The 19,602-nt window shown below is 30.5% G+C and carries 24 protein-coding genes; 18 read left to right on the forward strand and 6 right to left on the reverse strand.

What is annotated here, in order from left to right; all coding sequences use genetic code 11:
* Nucleotides 1-176: 176 nt before the first annotated feature.
* The 10 genes from spo0A to scpB all read left to right on the forward strand — a co-directional run bounded on the left by spo0A (nt 177) and on the right by scpB (nt 7,817).
* Nucleotides 177-992, forward strand: a complete 816-nt coding sequence (gene spo0A, locus WY13_RS17740; protein ID WP_063556900.1) for a sporulation transcription factor Spo0A — start codon at nt 177-179, stop codon at nt 990-992.
* 68 nt (nt 993-1,060) lie between these two features.
* Nucleotides 1,061-1,231: a hypothetical protein gene (locus tag WY13_RS21405; protein WP_167351554.1), complete on the forward strand. Its 171-nt coding sequence runs from the start codon at nt 1,061-1,063 to the stop codon at nt 1,229-1,231.
* A gap of 107 nt (nt 1,232-1,338) precedes the next feature.
* Nucleotides 1,339-1,860: an NUDIX hydrolase gene (locus tag WY13_RS17745; protein ID WP_063556901.1), complete on the forward strand. Its 522-nt coding sequence runs from the start codon at nt 1,339-1,341 to the stop codon at nt 1,858-1,860.
* Between the two features lie 68 nt (nt 1,861-1,928).
* Nucleotides 1,929-2,579, forward strand: coding sequence for a stage II sporulation protein M (gene spoIIM, locus WY13_RS17750; RefSeq protein ID WP_063556902.1), 651 nt, complete (start codon nt 1,929-1,931; stop codon nt 2,577-2,579).
* Nucleotides 2,576-2,806 (forward strand): hypothetical protein, encoded by a 231-nt coding sequence (locus tag WY13_RS17755; protein ID WP_063556903.1) that lies wholly within the window; start codon nt 2,576-2,578, stop codon nt 2,804-2,806. The genes spoIIM and WY13_RS17755 overlap by 4 nt, the downstream gene beginning before the upstream one ends.
* A 31-nt stretch (nt 2,807-2,837) precedes the next feature.
* Nucleotides 2,838-3,716: a site-specific tyrosine recombinase gene (locus WY13_RS17760; protein ID WP_063556904.1), complete on the forward strand. Its 879-nt coding sequence runs from the start codon at nt 2,838-2,840 to the stop codon at nt 3,714-3,716.
* A 242-nt stretch (nt 3,717-3,958) separates the two neighbouring features.
* Nucleotides 3,959-5,170 (forward strand): D-alanyl-D-alanine carboxypeptidase family protein, encoded by a 1,212-nt coding sequence (locus WY13_RS17765; protein ID WP_063556905.1) that lies wholly within the window; start codon nt 3,959-3,961, stop codon nt 5,168-5,170.
* Between the two features lie 159 nt (nt 5,171-5,329).
* Nucleotides 5,330-6,496, forward strand: coding sequence for a CCA tRNA nucleotidyltransferase (locus tag WY13_RS17770; protein WP_063556906.1), 1,167 nt, complete (start codon nt 5,330-5,332; stop codon nt 6,494-6,496).
* On the forward strand, nt 6,497-7,252 hold the full coding sequence (locus tag WY13_RS17775; RefSeq protein ID WP_063556907.1) for a segregation/condensation protein A: 756 nt from the start codon (nt 6,497-6,499) through the stop codon (nt 7,250-7,252). It abuts the gene before it with no gap.
* Nucleotides 7,242-7,817, forward strand: coding sequence for an SMC-Scp complex subunit ScpB (scpB, locus tag WY13_RS17780; RefSeq protein ID WP_063556908.1), 576 nt, complete (start codon nt 7,242-7,244; stop codon nt 7,815-7,817). Before WY13_RS17775 ends, scpB begins: the two co-directional genes overlap by 11 nt.
* Before the next feature lie 55 nt (nt 7,818-7,872).
* On the opposite strand, the gene ytfJ is transcribed toward scpB, so the two are convergent.
* Together ytfJ and WY13_RS22335 are read right to left on the reverse strand one after the other, a co-directional pair.
* Nucleotides 7,873-8,313, reverse strand: a complete 441-nt coding sequence (gene ytfJ, locus WY13_RS17785; protein ID WP_063556909.1) for a GerW family sporulation protein — start codon at nt 8,311-8,313, stop codon at nt 7,873-7,875.
* Between the two features lie 80 nt (nt 8,314-8,393).
* Nucleotides 8,394-8,885, reverse strand: coding sequence for a DUF2953 domain-containing protein (locus tag WY13_RS22335; protein WP_192845054.1), 492 nt, complete (start codon nt 8,883-8,885; stop codon nt 8,394-8,396).
* A gap of 293 nt (nt 8,886-9,178) precedes the next feature.
* On the opposite strand from WY13_RS22335, the gene WY13_RS17795 reads away from it, so the two are divergent.
* Nucleotides 9,179-10,282 carry a D-alanyl-D-alanine carboxypeptidase family protein gene (locus WY13_RS17795; protein ID WP_063556911.1) on the forward strand — a complete coding sequence of 368 codons (1,104 nt, stop codon included), beginning with the start codon at nt 9,179-9,181 and terminating at the stop codon, nt 10,280-10,282.
* A gap of 366 nt (nt 10,283-10,648) precedes the next feature.
* Here WY13_RS17795 and WY13_RS17800 read toward each other — a convergent pair whose 3' ends face one another.
* Entirely contained in the window at nt 10,649-11,128 is a 480-nt protein-coding gene (locus WY13_RS17800) for a hypothetical protein (protein WP_063556912.1), read from the reverse strand.
* Between the two features lie 591 nt (nt 11,129-11,719).
* On the opposite strand from WY13_RS17800, the gene WY13_RS17805 reads away from it, so the two are divergent.
* From WY13_RS17805 to rnfB, 7 genes are all read left to right on the forward strand, one after another.
* A complete protein-coding gene (locus WY13_RS17805; protein WP_063556913.1) occupies nt 11,720-12,136 on the forward strand; it encodes a SoxR reducing system RseC family protein in 417 nt (138 codons plus the stop codon).
* A 214-nt stretch (nt 12,137-12,350) separates the two neighbouring features.
* Entirely contained in the window at nt 12,351-13,724 is a 1,374-nt protein-coding gene (gene rsxC / locus WY13_RS17810; RefSeq protein WP_063556914.1) for an electron transport complex subunit RsxC, read from the forward strand.
* A gap of 17 nt (nt 13,725-13,741) precedes the next feature.
* The gene (locus tag WY13_RS17815; protein WP_063556915.1) at nt 13,742-14,737 is read left to right on the forward strand and encodes an RnfABCDGE type electron transport complex subunit D; all 996 of its coding nucleotides are present in this window, start codon (nt 13,742-13,744) and stop codon (nt 14,735-14,737) included.
* A gap of 6 nt (nt 14,738-14,743) precedes the next feature.
* Nucleotides 14,744-15,301: an RnfABCDGE type electron transport complex subunit G gene (locus WY13_RS17820; protein ID WP_063556916.1), complete on the forward strand. Its 558-nt coding sequence runs from the start codon at nt 14,744-14,746 to the stop codon at nt 15,299-15,301.
* A 2-nt stretch (nt 15,302-15,303) separates the two neighbouring features.
* Nucleotides 15,304-15,945: an electron transport complex subunit RsxE gene (rsxE, locus tag WY13_RS17825; protein WP_063556917.1), complete on the forward strand. Its 642-nt coding sequence runs from the start codon at nt 15,304-15,306 to the stop codon at nt 15,943-15,945.
* Nucleotides 15,945-16,526 carry an electron transport complex protein RnfA gene (locus WY13_RS17830; protein WP_063556918.1) on the forward strand — a complete coding sequence of 194 codons (582 nt, stop codon included), beginning with the start codon at nt 15,945-15,947 and terminating at the stop codon, nt 16,524-16,526. The genes rsxE and WY13_RS17830 overlap by 1 nt, the downstream gene beginning before the upstream one ends.
* 15 nt (nt 16,527-16,541) lie before the next feature.
* Nucleotides 16,542-17,396, forward strand: coding sequence for an RnfABCDGE type electron transport complex subunit B (gene rnfB, locus WY13_RS17835; protein WP_063556919.1), 855 nt, complete (start codon nt 16,542-16,544; stop codon nt 17,394-17,396).
* A 306-nt stretch (nt 17,397-17,702) separates the two neighbouring features.
* Here the strand turns inward: rnfB and WY13_RS17840 are convergent, their stop codons facing one another.
* From WY13_RS17840 to WY13_RS17850, 3 genes are all read right to left on the reverse strand, one after another.
* Nucleotides 17,703-18,221 (reverse strand): Gx transporter family protein, encoded by a 519-nt coding sequence (locus tag WY13_RS17840; protein ID WP_063556920.1) that lies wholly within the window; start codon nt 18,219-18,221, stop codon nt 17,703-17,705.
* A gap of 28 nt (nt 18,222-18,249) precedes the next feature.
* Nucleotides 18,250-18,633 (reverse strand): NusG domain II-containing protein, encoded by a 384-nt coding sequence (locus WY13_RS17845; RefSeq protein WP_013237808.1) that lies wholly within the window; start codon nt 18,631-18,633, stop codon nt 18,250-18,252.
* A gap of 308 nt (nt 18,634-18,941) precedes the next feature.
* On the reverse strand, nt 18,942-19,598 hold the full coding sequence (locus WY13_RS17850) for a DUF4397 domain-containing protein (RefSeq protein ID WP_063556921.1): 657 nt from the start codon (nt 19,596-19,598) through the stop codon (nt 18,942-18,944).
* Nucleotides 19,599-19,602: the final 4 nt, after the last annotated feature.

Genomic DNA, 19,602 nt, shown 5'->3' on the forward strand with positions numbered 1-19,602 from the left:
AATAAGAATAGTATAGTATATGATACTAAAGATAGCATTTAATATGCTATCTTTTAATTTTTTTCGTAATAAAATTTTCATGTAATTTATATAAAAAGAAGGAATTAAAATTCCTTTGTCGAATTTATTATTTGCTAACATATGGCAATTAGCTAAAAAGAGGGGGAGTAAAAAGTATGGAGGAATCAAAAATAAGTGTAATTATCGCAGATGATAATGCTGAATTTTGCAGTATTCTCAATGATTATCTTTTAAATCAGAGGGATATAGTAGTTACAGGAGTTGCAAAGGATGGGATAGAGGCTCTTAAATTAATTGAAGAGAAAAAGCCAGACCTAGTAGTACTGGATATAATAATGCCTCACCTTGACGGACTTGGTGTTTTAGAGCGATTAAATAATATGAATATGAGTCCAATGCCAAGGGTAATAGTTCTGTCTGCAGTAGGGCAGGATAAAATAACTCAAAGAGCTATAACATTAGGTGCAGATTATTATGTAGTAAAGCCTTTTAATATGGAAGTATTTACAAAGAGAATAAGACAGATGTTTAATAATGTTATAAGTAGCGGAGATGAAGTAAAGAAAACCGTATCTATTATGGATAATGAAGAAATAAAATTTTCAAAAGACGATCCTACTAATTTGGAGCAGGAAATAACTAATATAATACACGAAATAGGTGTTCCGGCACATATAAAAGGATATATGTACTTAAGAGAGGCAATAACTATGGTAGTAAACGATATGGAACTATTATCGGCAGTTACAAAAGAGTTATATCCATCTATAGCTAAAAAATATAATACCACTGCAAGTAGAGTAGAAAGGGCTATAAGGCATGCTATAGAGGTAGCTTGGTCTAGAGGACAGGTGGAAACTATAAATAAAATTTTTGGTTATACTATACATAACGATAAGGGTAAGCCCACAAATTCAGAGTTTATAGCTATGGTTGCTGATAAATTAAGATTAAAAAATAAGGTAAGCTAAAAAGTTAAAATATCTTCCATTCATTTTAATTTAAAGAATGGAAGTTTTTTAAAAGGAGCATATAACCCATGAAAATAGAGTTAGAATTAGAAGATATAAAGAATATACAAAATCTAATTAAAAGTAGAATAAATGAGCTTAGGGAAAAAATGTCAAACGATTCAGATAAGGAAGAGGAGCTAAGACAAATTATAAGATATTATAAAACATTAGCAAAAAATATAGAAAAACAGCTTTAACTTCATTTAATTGACAATGAGATTGGTAAAGTATAAAATTAATTAAAATAATTAATTTTATGAAGTTTTAAGTAGTAATTCTACAAAATAGATAAAGAGGTGCAAATATGGATTTTGCTGAAAAAACTATAAAGCAAGAAAACATATACAAAGGAAAAATTATTGATGTTAATGTCCATACTGTAAAACTTCCTAATGGTAGAGAAGCTAAAAGGGAAATAGTAAATCACTGTGGTGGAGTTGCAATACTTGCATATAAAGACAGTAATACATTGTTTATGGTTGAACAGTTTAGAAAACCTATAGAACAAGTGCTTCTTGAAATACCAGCAGGTAAAATTGAGCAAAATGAAGATATGGAAACCTGTGGAAGAAGAGAACTGGAAGAGGAGATAGGATATAAAGCTAAAAAATTTGAATATCTGGGGAAAGTAGTTACGAGTCCTGGTTTTTGTGATGAATATATATATTTTTTCAAAGCTGAAGATTTATATAAGGGAAGAAATGATATTTGCGATGAAGATGAATTCATAAATGTGCGGGAAGTTAAATTGGATAAAATTAAGGAAATGATAAAAAAGGGAGAAATAATAGATGCAAAGACCATTTGTGCGTTTATGATGGTATAACATAGTCATATAACTCTTTTGTAAATCATAAATTATAAAAAGATGATGAACAAAAGGGGGATAAAGTTATGTTGGAAAATAAACTATCAAGTTTAATAAATGGACACATTAAAAACAATTTTTGGTTATATGTTATAAGTATATTATGTGTATTTACAGGGATAGTACTAGGTATATATAGCGTTAGATACATGGGTGGATTTGAGAAAAGTGATCTTTTGAGCTACCTTAAAAATTTTACGACTACAATAGGATCAGGAAGTGTAAATTATAAATCTATTTTTTTAGAAACGTTAAAAAATAATATTCCAATAATTTTAGCTGTTTGGTTTTTGGGTCTTACAATGATAGGAATACCAGTAATACTTATAATAGATATAATAAAGGGATTTACCATTGGATTTGCTATGAGCTTTATAATAAGTGGAATGGGAATGAAGGGTATGTGGATTTCACTTTTAGGTATACTTCCACAAAATATAATATATATACCATGTATAATATTTTCATCAGTGCTTGCTATGGAATTTTCACTTATGATATTTAAAGATAAATCTGGGTTTAAATGGAAATCCAATGTTTTGGTTAGGTTTACATCCTACTCTGTTTGTTTTTTACTCGTGACTACTGTCATGTTTATAGGCTTTTTTATGGAAGCATATTTAACCCCAAATATGATTAAACTTATTGCAGCAAGTTTTGGGATGATGATAGTATGATCTTAGATGAGAAAAAATTACAATTTATTATAGTAACATTGAAATGCTTTTTTATACTTGTATTTTTTGGCGTATTTCTACCTAGATGTATAGACTTTGTTATATATAACTTTGTTGTTAAGCCTCATTCTTATGACAATAGTATATTTGTCTATGGTATATGCGGTAAAAATATGAACATAATATATAATTACACTATTGTTTTTAACGAATTTCTTAAGTTTTAGAATTATAACTCTCGAAGAGTAGGTGGTAATTTTGGATGGACTTTTATTAGGTTATCAAGAAACCTTAGAAAAGAAACACATGAGTAAAAATACAATGGATGCATATGTAAGGGATATAGTCAGATTTTATAATTTTATAAAAGATAGGGAAGAGAATTTAGAAAATGTAGAAGTTGTATCTATAATGGCATATGTGCAATATCTTCAAAAAGAAGGGAGAGCTATTTCCTCGATAGTAAGAAATATAGTATCCTTGAGAAGCTTTTATAAGTATTTGATGCTAAAAGGTGTTCTAAATGAAAATCCGGTTTTGTATTATCAAATTCCAAAAGTTGAACATAAAGTTCCTAAGATATTGACTATAGAAGAGGTAGACAAGCTTCTAGAAGCACCAAATTTAGATACTAATAAAGGAATAAGAGATAAAGCTATGCTAGAAGTTATGTATGCTGCAGGAATGAAGGTAATGGAGCTTTTAAGCTTAACCATATATGATATAGATTTAAAACTTTCTTATGTAAGGTGTAGAAGCTTAAAAGAAGAGGAACGGATAGTGCCTATAGGTTCTGTGGCTGTAAAATATTTGAAATATTATTTAAATATAAGGCCTAAATTAAATATATATAATTTGGATGTTTTGTTTCTCAATTTAAGGGGAGTGCAAATGAGCCGTCAGGGGTTTTGGAAAATAGTAAAATATTATGCAAAAGAGGCAAATATAGATAAAAACATAAATGCTTTTACGCTGAGGCATTCTTTTGCAGTGCATTTACTTCAAAATGGAGCGGATATTAAATCTGTACAGGAACTTTTAGGACATAAGGAGTTATCTGCTACTCAGATATACTCTACAGTGATAAAAAGAAACAAAATTGCACAGGTATATAAAAAGTCTCATCCGAGGGCATAGGAAATGTTTAAAAGTTAATGAAAAGAACAAAGTTCAAATAACAAAGAACAGATAAGGATGATTTTAATATTTTCTGACTTTAGGAAGAAAATTATCCTTATTTGTTCCTTAAATTTTGTACTTTGGTCTTAAAAATAAAGGATTTGTTGTTAAAGTCAATTTTAACATCATATCCTTTATTTTTATGTGATAATTTTCTTGACTTAAGGAAAGAATACATCTCAAAGGAGGAGAGAAATAAAATGAGGAAAAAGCAAGGAGCTTTTAGAATAGTAAGCAATATATTAATTTTATTTTTTATTACAGTGTTGTGGTTACCAGTTGTTAATGCAGAGCCTTTAAGCAAATCCGATAAAAAAGAAATAAATAATACAGGGTCAGATTTAAATATAAATGCTAGGTCGGCATTGCTTATGGAGCCTGCAAGTGGAAAAGTAATTTTTGAGAAAGGTTCTCATGAAAGATTAGAACCTGCTTCAGTTACGAAAATAATGACTATGCTTTTAACTATGGAGGCAGTGGATTCAGGAAGAATATCATTGTCCGATAAGGTAACCGTAAGTGAAAATGCAAAAAAGATGGGCGGAAGTTCAATGTTATTAGATACTGGAGAAGTTAGAAGTGTGGAAGATTTAATAAAGGGAATAGGAATAGCTTCAGGCAACGATGCAGCAGTTGCTATGGCAGAATATTTAGGAGGAAGTGAAGATCAATTTGTACAGCTTATGAATAAAAGAGCAGCAGAACTTGGAATGAAAGATACAAGTTTTAAAAATTGCACAGGACTTAGTGAAGATGGACATTTAACTACAGCCTATGATATAGCATTAATGTCTAGAGAGTTACTTAAGCATACAAGGATACTGAAATATACTGGAACATATATGGAGACAATATCAGAAGGCAGAAAAAGTCCTATAGAATTAGTAAACCATAATAAATTAGTAAGGTTTTTTAAAGGGTGTGATGGATTAAAAACGGGATTTACAAGTTCTGCTAAGTACTGTATATCTGCAACTGCAACTAGAGATGGTGCAAGAATGCTGGCTGTAATAATGGGATCTCCTACATATAAGGTGAGGAATAAAGATGCATCTATGATGATGAATTATGGATTTTCCAAGTACATTGGAAAGAATATTTTAAAAAAGGGAGCCAATGTAGAAAAAATTCCTCTAAATAAAGCGGGAGATAGATTTTTTATCGCCAAAGCTTCGGAAGATTTAAAGGTAGTAGTTGAAAAGGGAAAAGAAAGTAAAATTACTTATAAGTGTGTAATAGATAAAAATAAAAAGCAATACAAAAAAGGTGAAAAAGTTGGGTATTGTGATGTATATGTAAATGGAGAGGCTTTAGGAAAAGTTAATTTATATAGCGACAGGGATGTAAAAAAGTTAGGTATATTTGGAAATTTTAAAGATAGTTTAAAAAATATTTTACAGAAAGGGCAATAGTTTATATATTTTTAATATATAATGTATAATGAAAACAGGAAATTCGATTAGGGTTATTGGATTTTTAAAACTCGTTGAATTTCCTGTTGATTTGTTTAGGGCATTTGAAGGAAAATAACAAGTCAAAGATGCCTAAAGCACAGGAAAGGAAAGAAAGACATGAATATTTTAAGGGCATTTACTATAGAGCAAATACAAATTATAAATTTAATAAAAGCTATATGTAAAAGTAATGGTATAAAGGCTTATATAGTAGGAGGGGCCGTTAGAGATGCGTTCCTTGGAAATAAAGTAAAAGATATTGATATATGTATAGACAAAAATCCTAATTTTATTATAGGTAAATTGAATGGAATTAAATGCTTTCAGTATTATGATAAATTCCAAACAGCTTCTTTGTTATTTCAAAATGAGATAAATATAGACTTAATAAGGTGTAGAAAAGAATACTATGCTAGAGATGGTGAACTTCCTATAATTGATCCGTCGAACATATACGATGACTTGCGAAGAAGAGACTTTACGGTTAATGCATTGGCTTATGATATAGTAACAGGAAGTTTAATAGATATTTATGGTGGATTGGAGGATATAAAAAATAAAAGCCTACAAAAGATACATTTAAATAGTTATAGAGAAGATCCTACTAGAATATTCAGAGCAGTAAAGTATGCAGTAAGGTATGGTTTTGATTTAAAAGATAAGGATGAAATAATTAGTTGTGTGAATGAAGGCGTGTTTAATTTGATAAGCAATGATAGAATGGTGAAGGAAATATACCTCTTATGTGAGGAAAAAATGTGGATAAAAAATATTTTAATGTGTGGTAATTTGAAGATTTTTAATGTTAACAGAGAAAAATTAGAAATAGGAAACGAAAACTACAATAATACAGATAAAAGAATTTTAAGATTATTTTATGCGCTTGAAGACAAAAAGTGTGCTCATATATTGGGTGAAAATTCAGTCTTGGATAGTAAGTTAAAAATTTCAATAAAAAATTTTACAGAAAATTATCAAAAAATAACCGGCGCAATTCTAAATGCTATGGATAATTATGAGTTGTATAAAATATTAAGGAGCATAAATGACTATGGACTTATACTTTTAAAATGGAATGACAAACTTAAGTATAAGATTTATAATTATGTTCATAATATGTATCATTATAAATCATCTTTAAATGGAAAATTCATAAGTTCTATTGGAATACAAAATGGAAAAGCTATAGGAGAAGTTTTAAATTACATGACAAAGATTGAATTAAATTCTATGATAAAGTATGGAAAAAAATATTTAGTAAAAAATTTAGGAGAGATTATTTAGATGTCTTTAAATATAAAAATAGAAAATTTTGAGGGTCCTTTTGATCTGCTTCTTCACCTTATAAAGAAAAATAAAATGAACATATATGATATAAAAATATATGAGATTACAGAACAATATCTTCAGTACGTAAATAATATGAGAGACATGGACTTAGATGTGACCTCTGAATTTATAGTTATAGCAGCATCACTTATAGAAATAAAATCAAAAATGCTTTTACCTAAAACTCAGTTAAATGAAGATGATAATGAGGATGAAAAAGATCCTAGAAAAGAATTAGTAGACAAGCTTCTCCAATATAAAAAATTTAGAGCAGCATCTGAATTTTTGAAAAAGAGAGAAATAGGCTTAGAAAAAATGTTTGGAAAAAAACCAGAGATAATTGAACAAGTGAATATGGGTACAAGTCCGGAACAATTTTTAAAGGGAATTACTATGTTAGATTTGTATCGGGTTTACAGTCATCTTATGGATAGCTATGTAAATAAACTTAACAATGGAAATGTCATGGGCAGGGAAATATCCTTAGATAAGTTTAAATTACAGGATAAGATGTTATATATACGAGAAATTATTCAAACTAAGCCTCAAATTAGGTTTTCTGTTGTTTTAAAAAAATGTTCTTTTAAAATAGAGAAAGTTGTAACTTTTATTGCACTTTTAGAACTTATAAAACTTAAAGTAGTATCCGTAATGCAGTATGAAAATTTTGATGAAATTTACGTGGAAAGGGTAATCGAAAATGAGAAATAATAATGAAAAAAGTACTAGCAGCGAAATTGATCAAGAAAAGGATTTAACAAAAGATGAATATTTTTCTATAATAGAATCATTATTGTTTGTATCTGGTGAACCTCTTACTCTTAAGCAAATTGCTTCAATAATAAAACTGAGTGGTAAGCGTACAAAGGATTTACTTAAGGATATGGCAGTTAAATACAGACAGAAATCTAGAGGAATAAAAATTTTAAACAGTGATGATAAGTACAGTTTAGTTACTAAAACGGAAAATAGTTATTATGTTGAAGAATTACTTGGGAATAACTCAAGACAATCTCTATCTCAAGCATCCCTGGAAACCCTGGCTATTATTGCTTACAAACAGCCTATAACTAGAATAGATATAGATGAAATAAGGGGAGTAAAAAGTGATAGGGCAATATCAACTTTGGTTGAAAGGGAACTGATAAAAGAAAATGGAAGATTGAGTGTACCTGGGAGGCCTATACTATATGGTACTACAGAAGAGTTCTTGAAATATTTTGGACTTGAAAATATAAATGAAATTCCGAGTATTGAGGAATTTCATCTTGATTAATTTAGGTATATTCAAAAAATTATAGTGTATTATGTAAGTGAAGAAGAAGAAATGACTATTCTTCTTCTTCTTTTTTTTCTTCTTCCTTCTTCTTATCAGAGTTATGCTTGGATTTTGGAGATTTAGAATTCATCATTCCCCTTATTGCATCCATTACCTGTGGAATTGAATCTACTATTTTATCATAGGTATTATTTTGATCTAAAGATAAAAGTCTTATAGAGTCACCTTTTATGACTAAAAAAGCCACAGGTTTTACCGTAACTCCAGCTCCTGAACCACCACCAAAAGGATATTCTGGATTAGGTGACTCTTCATGGTTTACGTCGAATTCGCTTCCTCCAGATGCAAACCCAAAGGATACCCTTGAAATTGGTATTATAAGAGAACCGTCTTTTGACTCTACAGCATCGCCTACTATGGTATTTACATCTATCATATCTTTTAAATTTTCCATAGTGCTTTTTAATAAATTTTCTATAGGATGATTATCCATAAAAATTCCTCCTTTAAAGTTTAAAATTATAGAGTTTCTAAACGAAAAATCAAGTTATACTCCGGATATTTTTTACACTTTTAGCTGTGCTTAAATAGTTTTATATACATATAAATAATTTTAGCTAAACTAATGTAAATTATACTTGATATTTCTAAATTAAAATAAAAACTGTTAAAAACAGGTTTTACGTGTAATTCTTTTTTCTTCACTACAAAAATATTTTTAATTAGAGCAAATATAAAAGTGCTTAATGTTGGTATAAGCCCATAAGTTATGGCAGTATAGGCTGCATCATCTAACCCATAAATGAGTTTTACCCTAATTTTTATACGGGGTTTAAATTTTAATTTTTTAAGGGATTTCAAATTTACTTTGAAATTATTTATGAGGAATGAGGACTTTTTCTTTCCTTCAAGAGGGGGTTTATTATTTTTTAAATTAATTTTGTTTATAACATTTAAATTATAGATTTTTAGCGAGAAGGTTTTATTGATATAGTTTATTTTTATTTTAAGAGGTATAGGAATAAATACCAAAACAAATAATATTAAAATAAGTAATTTAATCAATATTTAAATCCCCCTATTTAAAAGGTTTTATTATTAATAATTATTACCTTAATAGTGAATTATATACTAATTTAGAATGAGTTTTACTAGTAATATATTTGTTTTGGGGAAAAGTATTTAATATAGCTAAGAGTTAAGAAGTGAGAGTTGAGAGTTAATGGATGATTTCCTTAAGCTCTAAATTTAAGATTTTTGTACTGTAGAGGAGAAAAATCCTTATTCACTATCTACTCTCCATTATCCACTTTTCACTTAATAATCTATTGAGAGGAAGGAGATAAACTATATAAATTATGAAATTTAAAAAGAGTTTATCATATATAGTAATAACATTTATACTTTTTAATATTTGCAGTTATACTGTATTTGCAGATGATAAAAATTCATCTTTTCGAGAACCTAATATAAATGCACGCTGTGCTATAGCTATGGATAGTAAATCAAAAGTAGTTATGTATCAAAAAAATGCTTCTGAATTAGTACCAATGGCAAGTACAACTAAAATAATGACAGTACTAGTTGCAATAAAATATGGAAAATTAGATGAAAAAGTGCAAATATCATCTAGATCAGCAGGGATAAGGGGGTCTGTGGTAGGCTATAAAAAAGGAGAAAGTATAACTTTAAAGGAACTTTTATATGGACTTATGATGAGGTCAGGAAATGATGCAGCTATAGCTATTTCAGAAGGTGTAAGTGGAAGTGTAGAAGAGTTTGTAAAACTTATGAATGAGTATGCTAGCGAAATAGGAGTAATAAATACTCATTTTAAGACACCTCATGGACTCGATAAAGAGGAACATTATTCCACAGCTTATGATCTGGCAGTACTTACATCTATAGCTAAAAACAATGCATTATTTAATGAAATCGTTAGTTCGAAAGATGTGGATGGACCACAAAATGGATTTACAAGAAGTTATCACAATATCAATAAAATTCTTTGGAAAATTCCAGATGCAAATGGAGTTAAGACAGGTTATACGGGTAAGGCAGGAAAATGTTTAGTTACATCTACAAAAGTTCAAGGAAATGATGTTATAATAGTAGTTTTGAATTGTCCGGGAAGGTGGGAAGAAACGGAAAAAATATATAAATATGTTGATAAAAATTTTAAGTTTAACAAGTTATTTTCTAAAGGAGATAAAGCTCTCGAGCTAAGAGTAAATAAAAAAGATCTAAAGTTAGAGTGTGAAGATAATGTTATAGTGCCTATAAAAAATGGATTCAAGTGCAGTGTTAAAATTATAAAACCTCAAAGAATAAAATATTCAATTAACAAGGGTGATAAAATAGGAATGCTTTGTATATATGAAGGAGATAAAAAGATATATAGTACGCCCCTTAGGGCTTCCAATAGCATAAAAGTGAAAAAATTTATGAAATGGACTTTTTAAATTAAAGTACCTATAGGGTTTCTAAGTAGAAAGTTTACTTATACCAGCCATATACTAACAAAAATCATCACACTAAAAACTTTTTATAAGTCTAAAGTTCAGTATTTAGAAAATCTAAAGAAGCTTATATAAACTCGTACCTCAGACATATATAAGCTTCTAAGATTTTCTAAAATACTTCACTAAGACTTATAAAAAAAGTTTTTAAGTGTGATTTCAATTTTGTTAGTATATCATATATATAAGTCAAAATTTCAATTAGAATCACTATGGATATTTATTTTACAATCTATATATAGGCTTTCTAACTTAAAAATATCCGAAGTATAAGTTGATTTTTCGTTTGGAAACCTCATTGAAGTACATTTAACGGCAGAAAAAAAGTTCTTCTTTTTTGGAGTCTTCTAGTAAAGTGAATCTTTTTGTAGGATAAGTATTATTTCCTTTTATATTTTTTAAAGCATTTTCCAGAAACTTATCACTAAACTTAACTTGTAAATCTTTTTTAATTTCATTATATATAGTATATTCTATATGAGGTGGAGTAGTATCTACTATATAAACTGGAAAAAGATTTTCTATAGGCTTGTTTACAAGTGCATATTGATATAGTGAAGCATCGACAATAACACCTCGGTATACATTAAAACAATGGGCAAAACTCCTACTATAGTTTTCGTTTATGTAGATACGTAATATGCCTTGCATAGCAGGAACATCCATATCTTCATGTTTACAAATTTGGTATATAAGGGAGGCTATTAAAGGGCCATTATTTGAAATAGTATATTTATTAATGCAATATTTGCATACATTTTCTAAAAAAGTTTTCTCAGAAATGTTCATATCTATTATCATCTCCTAATTTTGAAATCTAATATCTCTATTAAATCATATTTTGATATGTAAATAAATAAGTTTTTATGCAACTTTAAAAAATATATTTGCCTAAAACCGCTTGAAATCAATACTTAACGCAATAGTTATTCTTTTAGCATACATTAAGTCAGCAAAATTAGCATACAATAATTATGCATAAATATAACATATATTCAATATTATATTAAAAAAAGTACTTTGTTTTAAGTATAAAGTAAAAAATTAAGCATAAATACAACAAAAACTGTTAATTTTTTGTGTCAATAATTTTTGCTATATTATTTTAATTAAATTTTTCACATGTATAATTAAAAGTAAGATAGATATAGTTTAAAATATTTTAGTGTACTTACTTAGATAGAAAAATATGCATACAAAATTAGAAAACTATTATAACACATAATAGTTACATTGAAGGTAATACTGTTCGATATCGATACAGATAAAAAAAATTATAATACAGAAGAAAAAATTATAAATTTGTGGTATAATATAAAATATAACAATTTAGGTTTAAACCCCGTGAAAACGCTAACAAATAATAGAGAGGTGTGTTATATGAAAAGAGAATCGGAGGGTATTGTAATTGAAACAAGTGAAAGTGTTGCAAAAGTAAGAGCTAGTAGGCACGGAGACTGTAAAAGCTGTGGTGCTTGTCCTGGTGATAATGCTATAGTTGTAGATGCAAAAAATCCAGTTGGAGCAAAACCTGGTCAACATGTTGTTTTTGAAATAAAGGATGCAAATATGTTATGGGCTGCCTTTATTGTATATATACTACCGATTATTGGAATCTTTATAGGTGCATTAACAGGAACATGGATAGGTGGAAAATTAGGTCATTCTTTAAGAGAGTTCCAAATAGGTGGTGGAGTAGTATTTTTTATTTTATCATTGATATATATAAAAATATTTGATAGATCTACGAGCAAAAACGAGAATACAAAGCCAGTAATCACAAAGATATTGTATTGAGTAATTTGTGTACAAACTTTAATTAATAAGAGTGGCTTTTAAAGTCAACTGGCATTTAATAGATAAATTGTCATTTTATATTATTTCCTATAGTATATAATTTTATAACGGATTATGGAAAATTCTATAATCTGTTATAAAAATTATGTTTATATTTATTTTGCAGTTTCGTTTATATACATGCTGTAAAAATTATTGAAAGAGGTGTTTAAGAGTGTTAAAAAGTTTTCGAGGTGGAGTACACCCGGATGATAGCAAAAAGTACACAGCTAATAAGCCTATAGAAATAGCACCTATACCAGACAAGGTGTTTATTCCCGTTAGACAGCATATAGGTGCTCCTACATCTCCTGTAGTACAAAAAGGAGATGAGGTAAAAAAGGGACAACTTATTGCGAAGAGTGATGCTTTTGTTTCAGCCAATATATATGCATCTACTTCTGGAAAGGTTGTAGATATAGGAGATTACCCACATCCTGGTTTTGGAAAATGTCAAGCTATAGTTATTGAAAAAGATGGAAAGGATGAGTGGGTAGAAGGAATACCAACTTCACGTAATTGGAAAGAACTAAGTGTAAAAGAAATGCTTGGAATAATAAGAGAGGCAGGCATTGTAGGAATGGGAGGTGCAACTTTTCCTGTTCATGTTAAACTTGCACCACCACCAGATAAAAAAGTAGACGTTTTTATTTTAAATGGTGCTGAGTGTGAACCTTATTTAACTGCAGATTATAGGTCTATGCTGGAAAATTCAGACAAGATAGTTGCCGGAGTTCAAATAATTATGAAAATCCTCAATGTGGAAAAGGCATTTGTAGGTATTGAAGATAATAAACCAGAAGCTATAGAAGCTATGAAAAAAGCTTTTGCAGGTACAAAAGTGCAAGTAGTAGGTCTTCCTACTAAGTATCCTCAGGGTGCTGAAAAAATGCTTATAAATGTTTTGACAGGTAGAGAAGTTCCATCAGGTGGATTGCCTGCAGATGTAGGTGCGGTTGTTCAAAATGTAGGTACATGCATAGCAATAAGTGATGCAGTGGAGAGAGGAATTCCACTTATACAGAGGGTTACAACTATAAGTGGAGGTGCTATTAAAGAGCCTAAAAATATATTAGTTAGAATTGGAACTACGTTTAAAGATGCCATTGATTTTTGTGGAGGATTTAAGGAGGAACCAGTTAAAATAATCTCAGGTGGACCTATGATGGGATTTGCCCAATCAAATTTAGATATTCCAATAATGAAAGGTTCATCAGGAATACTTGGTTTAACTAAAAATGATATAAATGAAGGAAAAGAATCTTCTTGTATTAGATGTGGTAGATGCTTGAAAGCCTGTCCTATGCACTTGAATCCAAGTATGTTAAGTATTCTTGGACAAAAAGATTTATATCAAGAGGCTAAGGAAGAATATAATCTTTTGGATTGCGTAGAATGTGGCAGCTGTGTGTATGCATGTCCTGCTAAACGAAGAATTGTACAGTATATTAGATATTTAAAATCAGAAAATAAAGCTGCAGGGGCGCGGGAAAAAGCTAAAGCAGATAAGGCTAAAGAAAAGAAAGAAAAAGAAGAAGTTTTAAAATAATAAAGGAGTGATAATAAATGGCGGAAGCACAGATAAAGAAAAATATTTTTACTATTTCGTCATCACCTCATGTTCGTTGTGATGAATCTGTTTCTAAGATAATGTGGAGTGTCTGTTTAGCACTAACTCCAGCTGCGGTTTTTGGTGTATTTAATTTTGGCATTCATGCTTTAGAAGTAATTATAACAGGAATTATAGCTGCTGTAGTTACGGAGTACTTTGTAGAAAAAGTTAGAAATAAACCTATAACTATTACAGATGGAAGTGCTTTTTTAACGGGACTTTTACTTTCTATGTGTTTACCTCCTGATATTCCACCTTATATGGTAGCTATAGGATCTTTTATAGCAATAGCAATAGCTAAACATTCAATGGGAGGACTTGGTCAGAACATATTTAATCCAGCTCATATTGGAAGAGCTGCGCTAATGGTTTCCTGGCCTGTAGCAATGACAACATGGTCAAAATTAAGTGCCAGTGGTGTAGATGCCGTAACAACGGCAACCCCTCTTGGAATTTTAAAGCTTCAAGGTTATTCAAAATTAGTTGAAACTTTCGGAGGTCAGGGTGCACTTTACAAGGCAATGTTCTTAGGTACTAGAAATGGAAGTATAGGAGAAACTTCTACAATATTACTTGTTTTAGGTGGACTTTATCTCATATATAAAAAATATATTAACTGGCAAATTCCAGTAGTAATGATTGGTACTGTAGGAATACTTACTTGGGCTTTTGGAGGAACTACGGGACTTTTTACAGGAGATCCTGTATTTCATATGATGGCAGGTGGACTTGTAATAGGTGCTTTCTTCATGGCTACTGATATGGTAACAATTCCTATGACTATTAAAGGACAGGTTATTTTTGCATTAGGTGCAGGTGCACTAACATCGCTTATAAGATTAAAAGGCGGTTATCCAGAAGGCGTATGTTATTCAATATTGCTTATGAATGCAGTTACTCCTCTAATAGATAAGTTTACACAGCCAGTTAAATTTGGGACAAGGAGGTAAGCTTTGATGGCTAAAGATAAAGATCAAAATAGTATTTTTGCAATTACTAAGAACTTAACCATTACATGTTTTATATCTGGAATTATAATAGCTGCGGTTTATTATATAACATCACCAGTAGCAGCACAAAAACAGGTTCAAATACAAAATGATACCATGAGAGTTTTAGTCAATGATGCTGATAAATTTAGTAAAGTAAATGGTAAAAAGGATTGGTATGCAGCTCAAAAAGGAAACAAGACAATTGCATATGTTGTACCTGCAGAGAGTAAAGGTTACGGTGGAGCTATAGAGCTATTGGTAGCTGTTACTCCAGATGGAAAAGTAATAGATTTCAGTATTGTATCTCATAATGAAACTCCAGGACTTGGAGCAAATGCTTCAAAGGATTCTTTTAGGGGACAGTTTAAGGATAAAAAGGCAGACGCATTAACAGTTGTAAAAGATAAGTCTAACACTAAAAACATTCAAGCTATGACAGGAGCTACAATTACGTCAAAAGCTGTAACTAAAGGAGTTAAAGAAGCTGTTGGGCAAGTTACTACGTTTACGGGAGGTAAGTAATTATGAAGAATTTGTGGAATATATTTAAAAAAGGATTGATTGCAGAAAACCCCATATTCGTACTTGCACTTAGTTTGTGTCCAGCACTGGCAACTACAAGTACAGCTATAAACGGATTTACCATGGGGCTTTGTGTGTTATTTGTTATAACTTGTAATAATACTGTGGTTTCTATAATTAAGAATGTTGTAAATCCTAAGGTACGTGTACCTGTATATATCACTTGTATAGCAACTATAGTTACAGTAGTGGAACTTGTTATGCAGGCTTATGCACCTCTATTATATAAGCAATTGGGAATTTATTTAGCATTGGTAGTTGTATTTGCTATAATACTTGCTCGTGCAGAGACATTTGCATCCAAAAATCCTGTAGTTCCTTCTTTCTTTGATGGACTTGGAATGGGATGTGGATTTACCTTGGCACTTACTATAATAGGAATGATACGTGAATTATTTGGATCTGGAACTATATTTGGTGCTAATGTATTTGGTGCTTCATATAATCCAGCTTTGATTATGATACTTCCACCTGGAGGATTCATACTTATAGGATATTTAGTTGCTATAGTAAAAGTTTATAACCAACATATGGAGAAAATTAAAATGCAAAAATTAGAAAAAGCAAATGGAGGTGAAGCATAATGGCATCTTACCTTACTCTTTTCATAAGTGCAGTAGTTGTAAATAACTATGTTTTGACAAGGTTTTTGGGACTTTGTATATTCTTTGGAGTTTCTAAAAATTTAAATGCATCTGTAGGTATGGGTATGGCTGTTACTTCTGTTATTACTATGAGTTCAATATTGGCATGGGTAGTATATCATTTTGTACTTATACCATTTAATTTGACTTTCTTGAGGACAGTAGTTTTTGTACTTCTTATTGCCAGTTTTGTACAACTTTTGGAGACTATTATTAAAAAGCAGGCACCAGCCCTATATAATATGTGGGGAATATACCTTCTTTTAATAGCTACAAACTGTATTGTACTTGCTGTACCTATATTAAATGCCGATTCTAACTTTAATTTTTTACAGAGTGTTGTTAATGCAATAGGATCTGGATTAGGGTTTGCCATGGCTATAATTTTAATGGCAAGTCTTAGAGAAAAATTGAGATTAGCAGATGTGCCTAAACCATTAGAAGGTCTTGGAGTAGCTTTTATTTTAGCAGGAATGTTAGCTTTATCCTTCCTTGGTTTTTCAGGTATGATTTCTCTATAGAAAGGAGCTAATAAAATGAATACTGCAATTATGGTTTTAGTTGTAATGACTATTATAGGTCTTATATTTGGACTTGTTCTAGCCTATGTAAATAAAAGATTCGCAATGGAAGTAAATCCACTTGTGGACTTAGTAGAAGATGTACTTCCAAAAGGCCAATGTGGAGGATGTGGATTTGCAGGATGTAAAGCTTATGCAGAAGCTGTTGTTTTAGATGAGAGTGTGCCACCAAATCTTTGTGTACCAGGAAAGGCAGCAGTTGCAGAACAGGTAGCAAAGCTAACTGGTAAATCTGCTCCACCTATTGAACCTAGAGTTGCACATGTAAGATGTGGTGGAGATTGTACAAAGGCAGTTAAAAATTTTGAATATGAAGGTATACATGATTGTGTAGCTGCAAATTTACTTGAAGGTGGACCTAAAGCCTGCAAATATGGATGTCTAGGATTTGGGACATGTGTAAAGAGTTGTCCTTTTGGAGCTATGGCAATGGGTTCAAATGGACTTCCAATAATTGATGCAGATATATGTACAGGTTGTGGTACCTGTGTAAGTGCGTGTCCAAAACAGGTACTTGGATTTAGACCTGTAGGTTCTAAAGTAATGGTTAACTGTAATTCTAGAAACAAAGGTGGAGCTGTACGTAAGGCGTGTAGTGTAGGATGTCTTGGATGCGGATTGTGCGCTAAAAATTGTCCAAATGATGCCATTAAAGTAGAGAACAATTTGGCAGTAGTAGACCAAAGTATTTGTGCATCATGCAGTGAAGCTACCTGTCTTGCTAAATGTCCTACAGGAGCTATTAAGGCTATTGTAAGTGGTATGGACTTACAACAGCAGAGCAAGAATGAAGCTGCTGCAAATTCATAATTGCAGTGGAGCAAAGTTTAAATTTGTTGATATTAATAATATAATTAGAGTAATATAAAAAATGTGCTGCGATTTTGCAGCACATTTTTTATCCGATTGCTACCATTGCTAACACCCCTCATAGCACTTTGTGATAGGGAGGATAAGCACTGCTGCGCACCTGGATAAGTTCTTCCCTTAAAGGATAACGTATTCTAAGTGCTAAAGACACTAAGAATACTGTTAATAAGGTTCAAATGGAGAAAAGGTATTCCTTATAAGCAAACTCCACCTGAACCTAAGAATCACTTGATACCTATGGTGGAGTTATTTATTTTTTAAATCTTTAAACATAGGAATTTTATATAAGTTATTAGTTAGGAATTTCACGCACCAACCTATAAAGTATCCTGTGATTATAGCAGAGATTAAAAGCACTGGTAGATATATGTATATTCTAAAGTCTTGAATTACTATAGAAGCTACTAAAAGTTGACCTATATTGTGAAATATTGCCCCACATATGCTTATAGTCCATAGACTTAAGGAATCTTTAAAATATTTGTATAGAAAAATCATAACTATGTTACTTAAAATTCCTCCGGCTATGCTGAACATAAAGGTAGACATTGTTCCACCGAACATAGATCCTAGAAGCGTTCTTAAAAACATAATTAGTAAGGCTTCTTTCCATCCTATAAGTATAAGTGCAGCTAGGGAAATTGTATTTGCAAGTCCTAGCTTTATTCCGGGAAATAAAACGGGAACTTGAGCTTCTATTATGTATATGACTAAAGCCATGCTTGTTAGAAAGCTTAAAAAAACCATTTTCCTTGTTTTATTCATTAATCACACCTTGATTTTAAATATAATTTTAACTGGATATATCATCGTATTTAGAATTATTTCCTTCTAGTTTAATTATTAATTTATGGGGAAGACATATAATACTTTGACCTGGTTCGGATATCCATCCGGTTTTTACACAAATTTTATCAGGGCAATCTGCGTCTTTTATGCGTATTTTACCATTTTCTATTTCTATCAAATTATAGTGAGATTTATTGTACTTTACTGTAAGTTCTTTTGTGTTTTTTACTTTAGTTAAGTCTATTGTATCTATAATTTTACCATCTTGCTTTATTACGGCTATTTTATGTGACCCCTTTACATATGAACGGTATATAAATACTCCAGCACAACTTGCAATTATTAGTATTAAAATTAATACTGCAGCAATTTTATCTCCTTTTTTCATATTAACACTCCTCATATGTTGTATAATTACAGAAAATTAAGTGATGACCTATCTATGATTTTACTATAACAAAAGGTCATTTACAATGTTACTGTAATAAAAACTTAAATTTTAGTGTGATAAACATCTCTAGATAACGATATTCTCTAAAGGATAACGCCTTCTAAGTGTTGAAGCACTAAGAAGCCTGTTAATAAGTATCAGATGGAGTTAAAACTCCATCTGATACTTAGAAATCTGTTTATCTGTGGTTCTGAAAAATTTTGTAGTTATGAGTAAAAAATTTAATATAAGCTTATATATTTTTTTTAATGTAAATAACTGTTGCCATCAAGGGGAATTAAAACCTGAAGTTTAGGATTACGTGATACATTACCTACGGCATATACGCTGTAAAATCTGTTTGGAATAATTCTGATATTTGGAATATGAAGAAGTTTTTTACCGGAATCAGAGGTAAATACCTCAAGGGTGTATTTGCCAGGGCTTACAGGAAGATATCTGGTAACTCCTTTATAGGATACGTTTGGAAACAATACATTTCCATTAGGCAATTTTACATCTACACTAGGTGCGTCTGGGGAAAGATGAACAAATCTTATAAAAGCTTTACCTGATATCTTAGGGCGTCTTACATCTTCTATAGGTAGTAAACCCATATTTGGATAATTGCCTATAGAAGACATAGTAAATATTTTTCCAGCAGGTATACGCAACCTTTTATCCAAAATAGGGTTTAAATTATTTCCTGATGGAAATATTTTTATGTCGTATACCCCTGAAGGTACACTTACATAATCAGAGAAAGATTTATAGGTTAAATTTTTGAAGACACGTCTATCGTTTAAATACACATCTATTGCAGGAGAATTAGGACTAGCATTTAAAAACCTTATATAAGAAATAGGATCTATTTCAGGCATTCTGTAAAAACTTTCATAGCTGTAATAAGGGCAAATAAACATTACA

It is taken from the genome of Clostridium ljungdahlii, assembly GCF_001636845.1.
GTDB classification, from domain to species: domain Bacteria; phylum Bacillota; class Clostridia; order Clostridiales; family Clostridiaceae; genus Clostridium_B; species Clostridium_B ljungdahlii_A.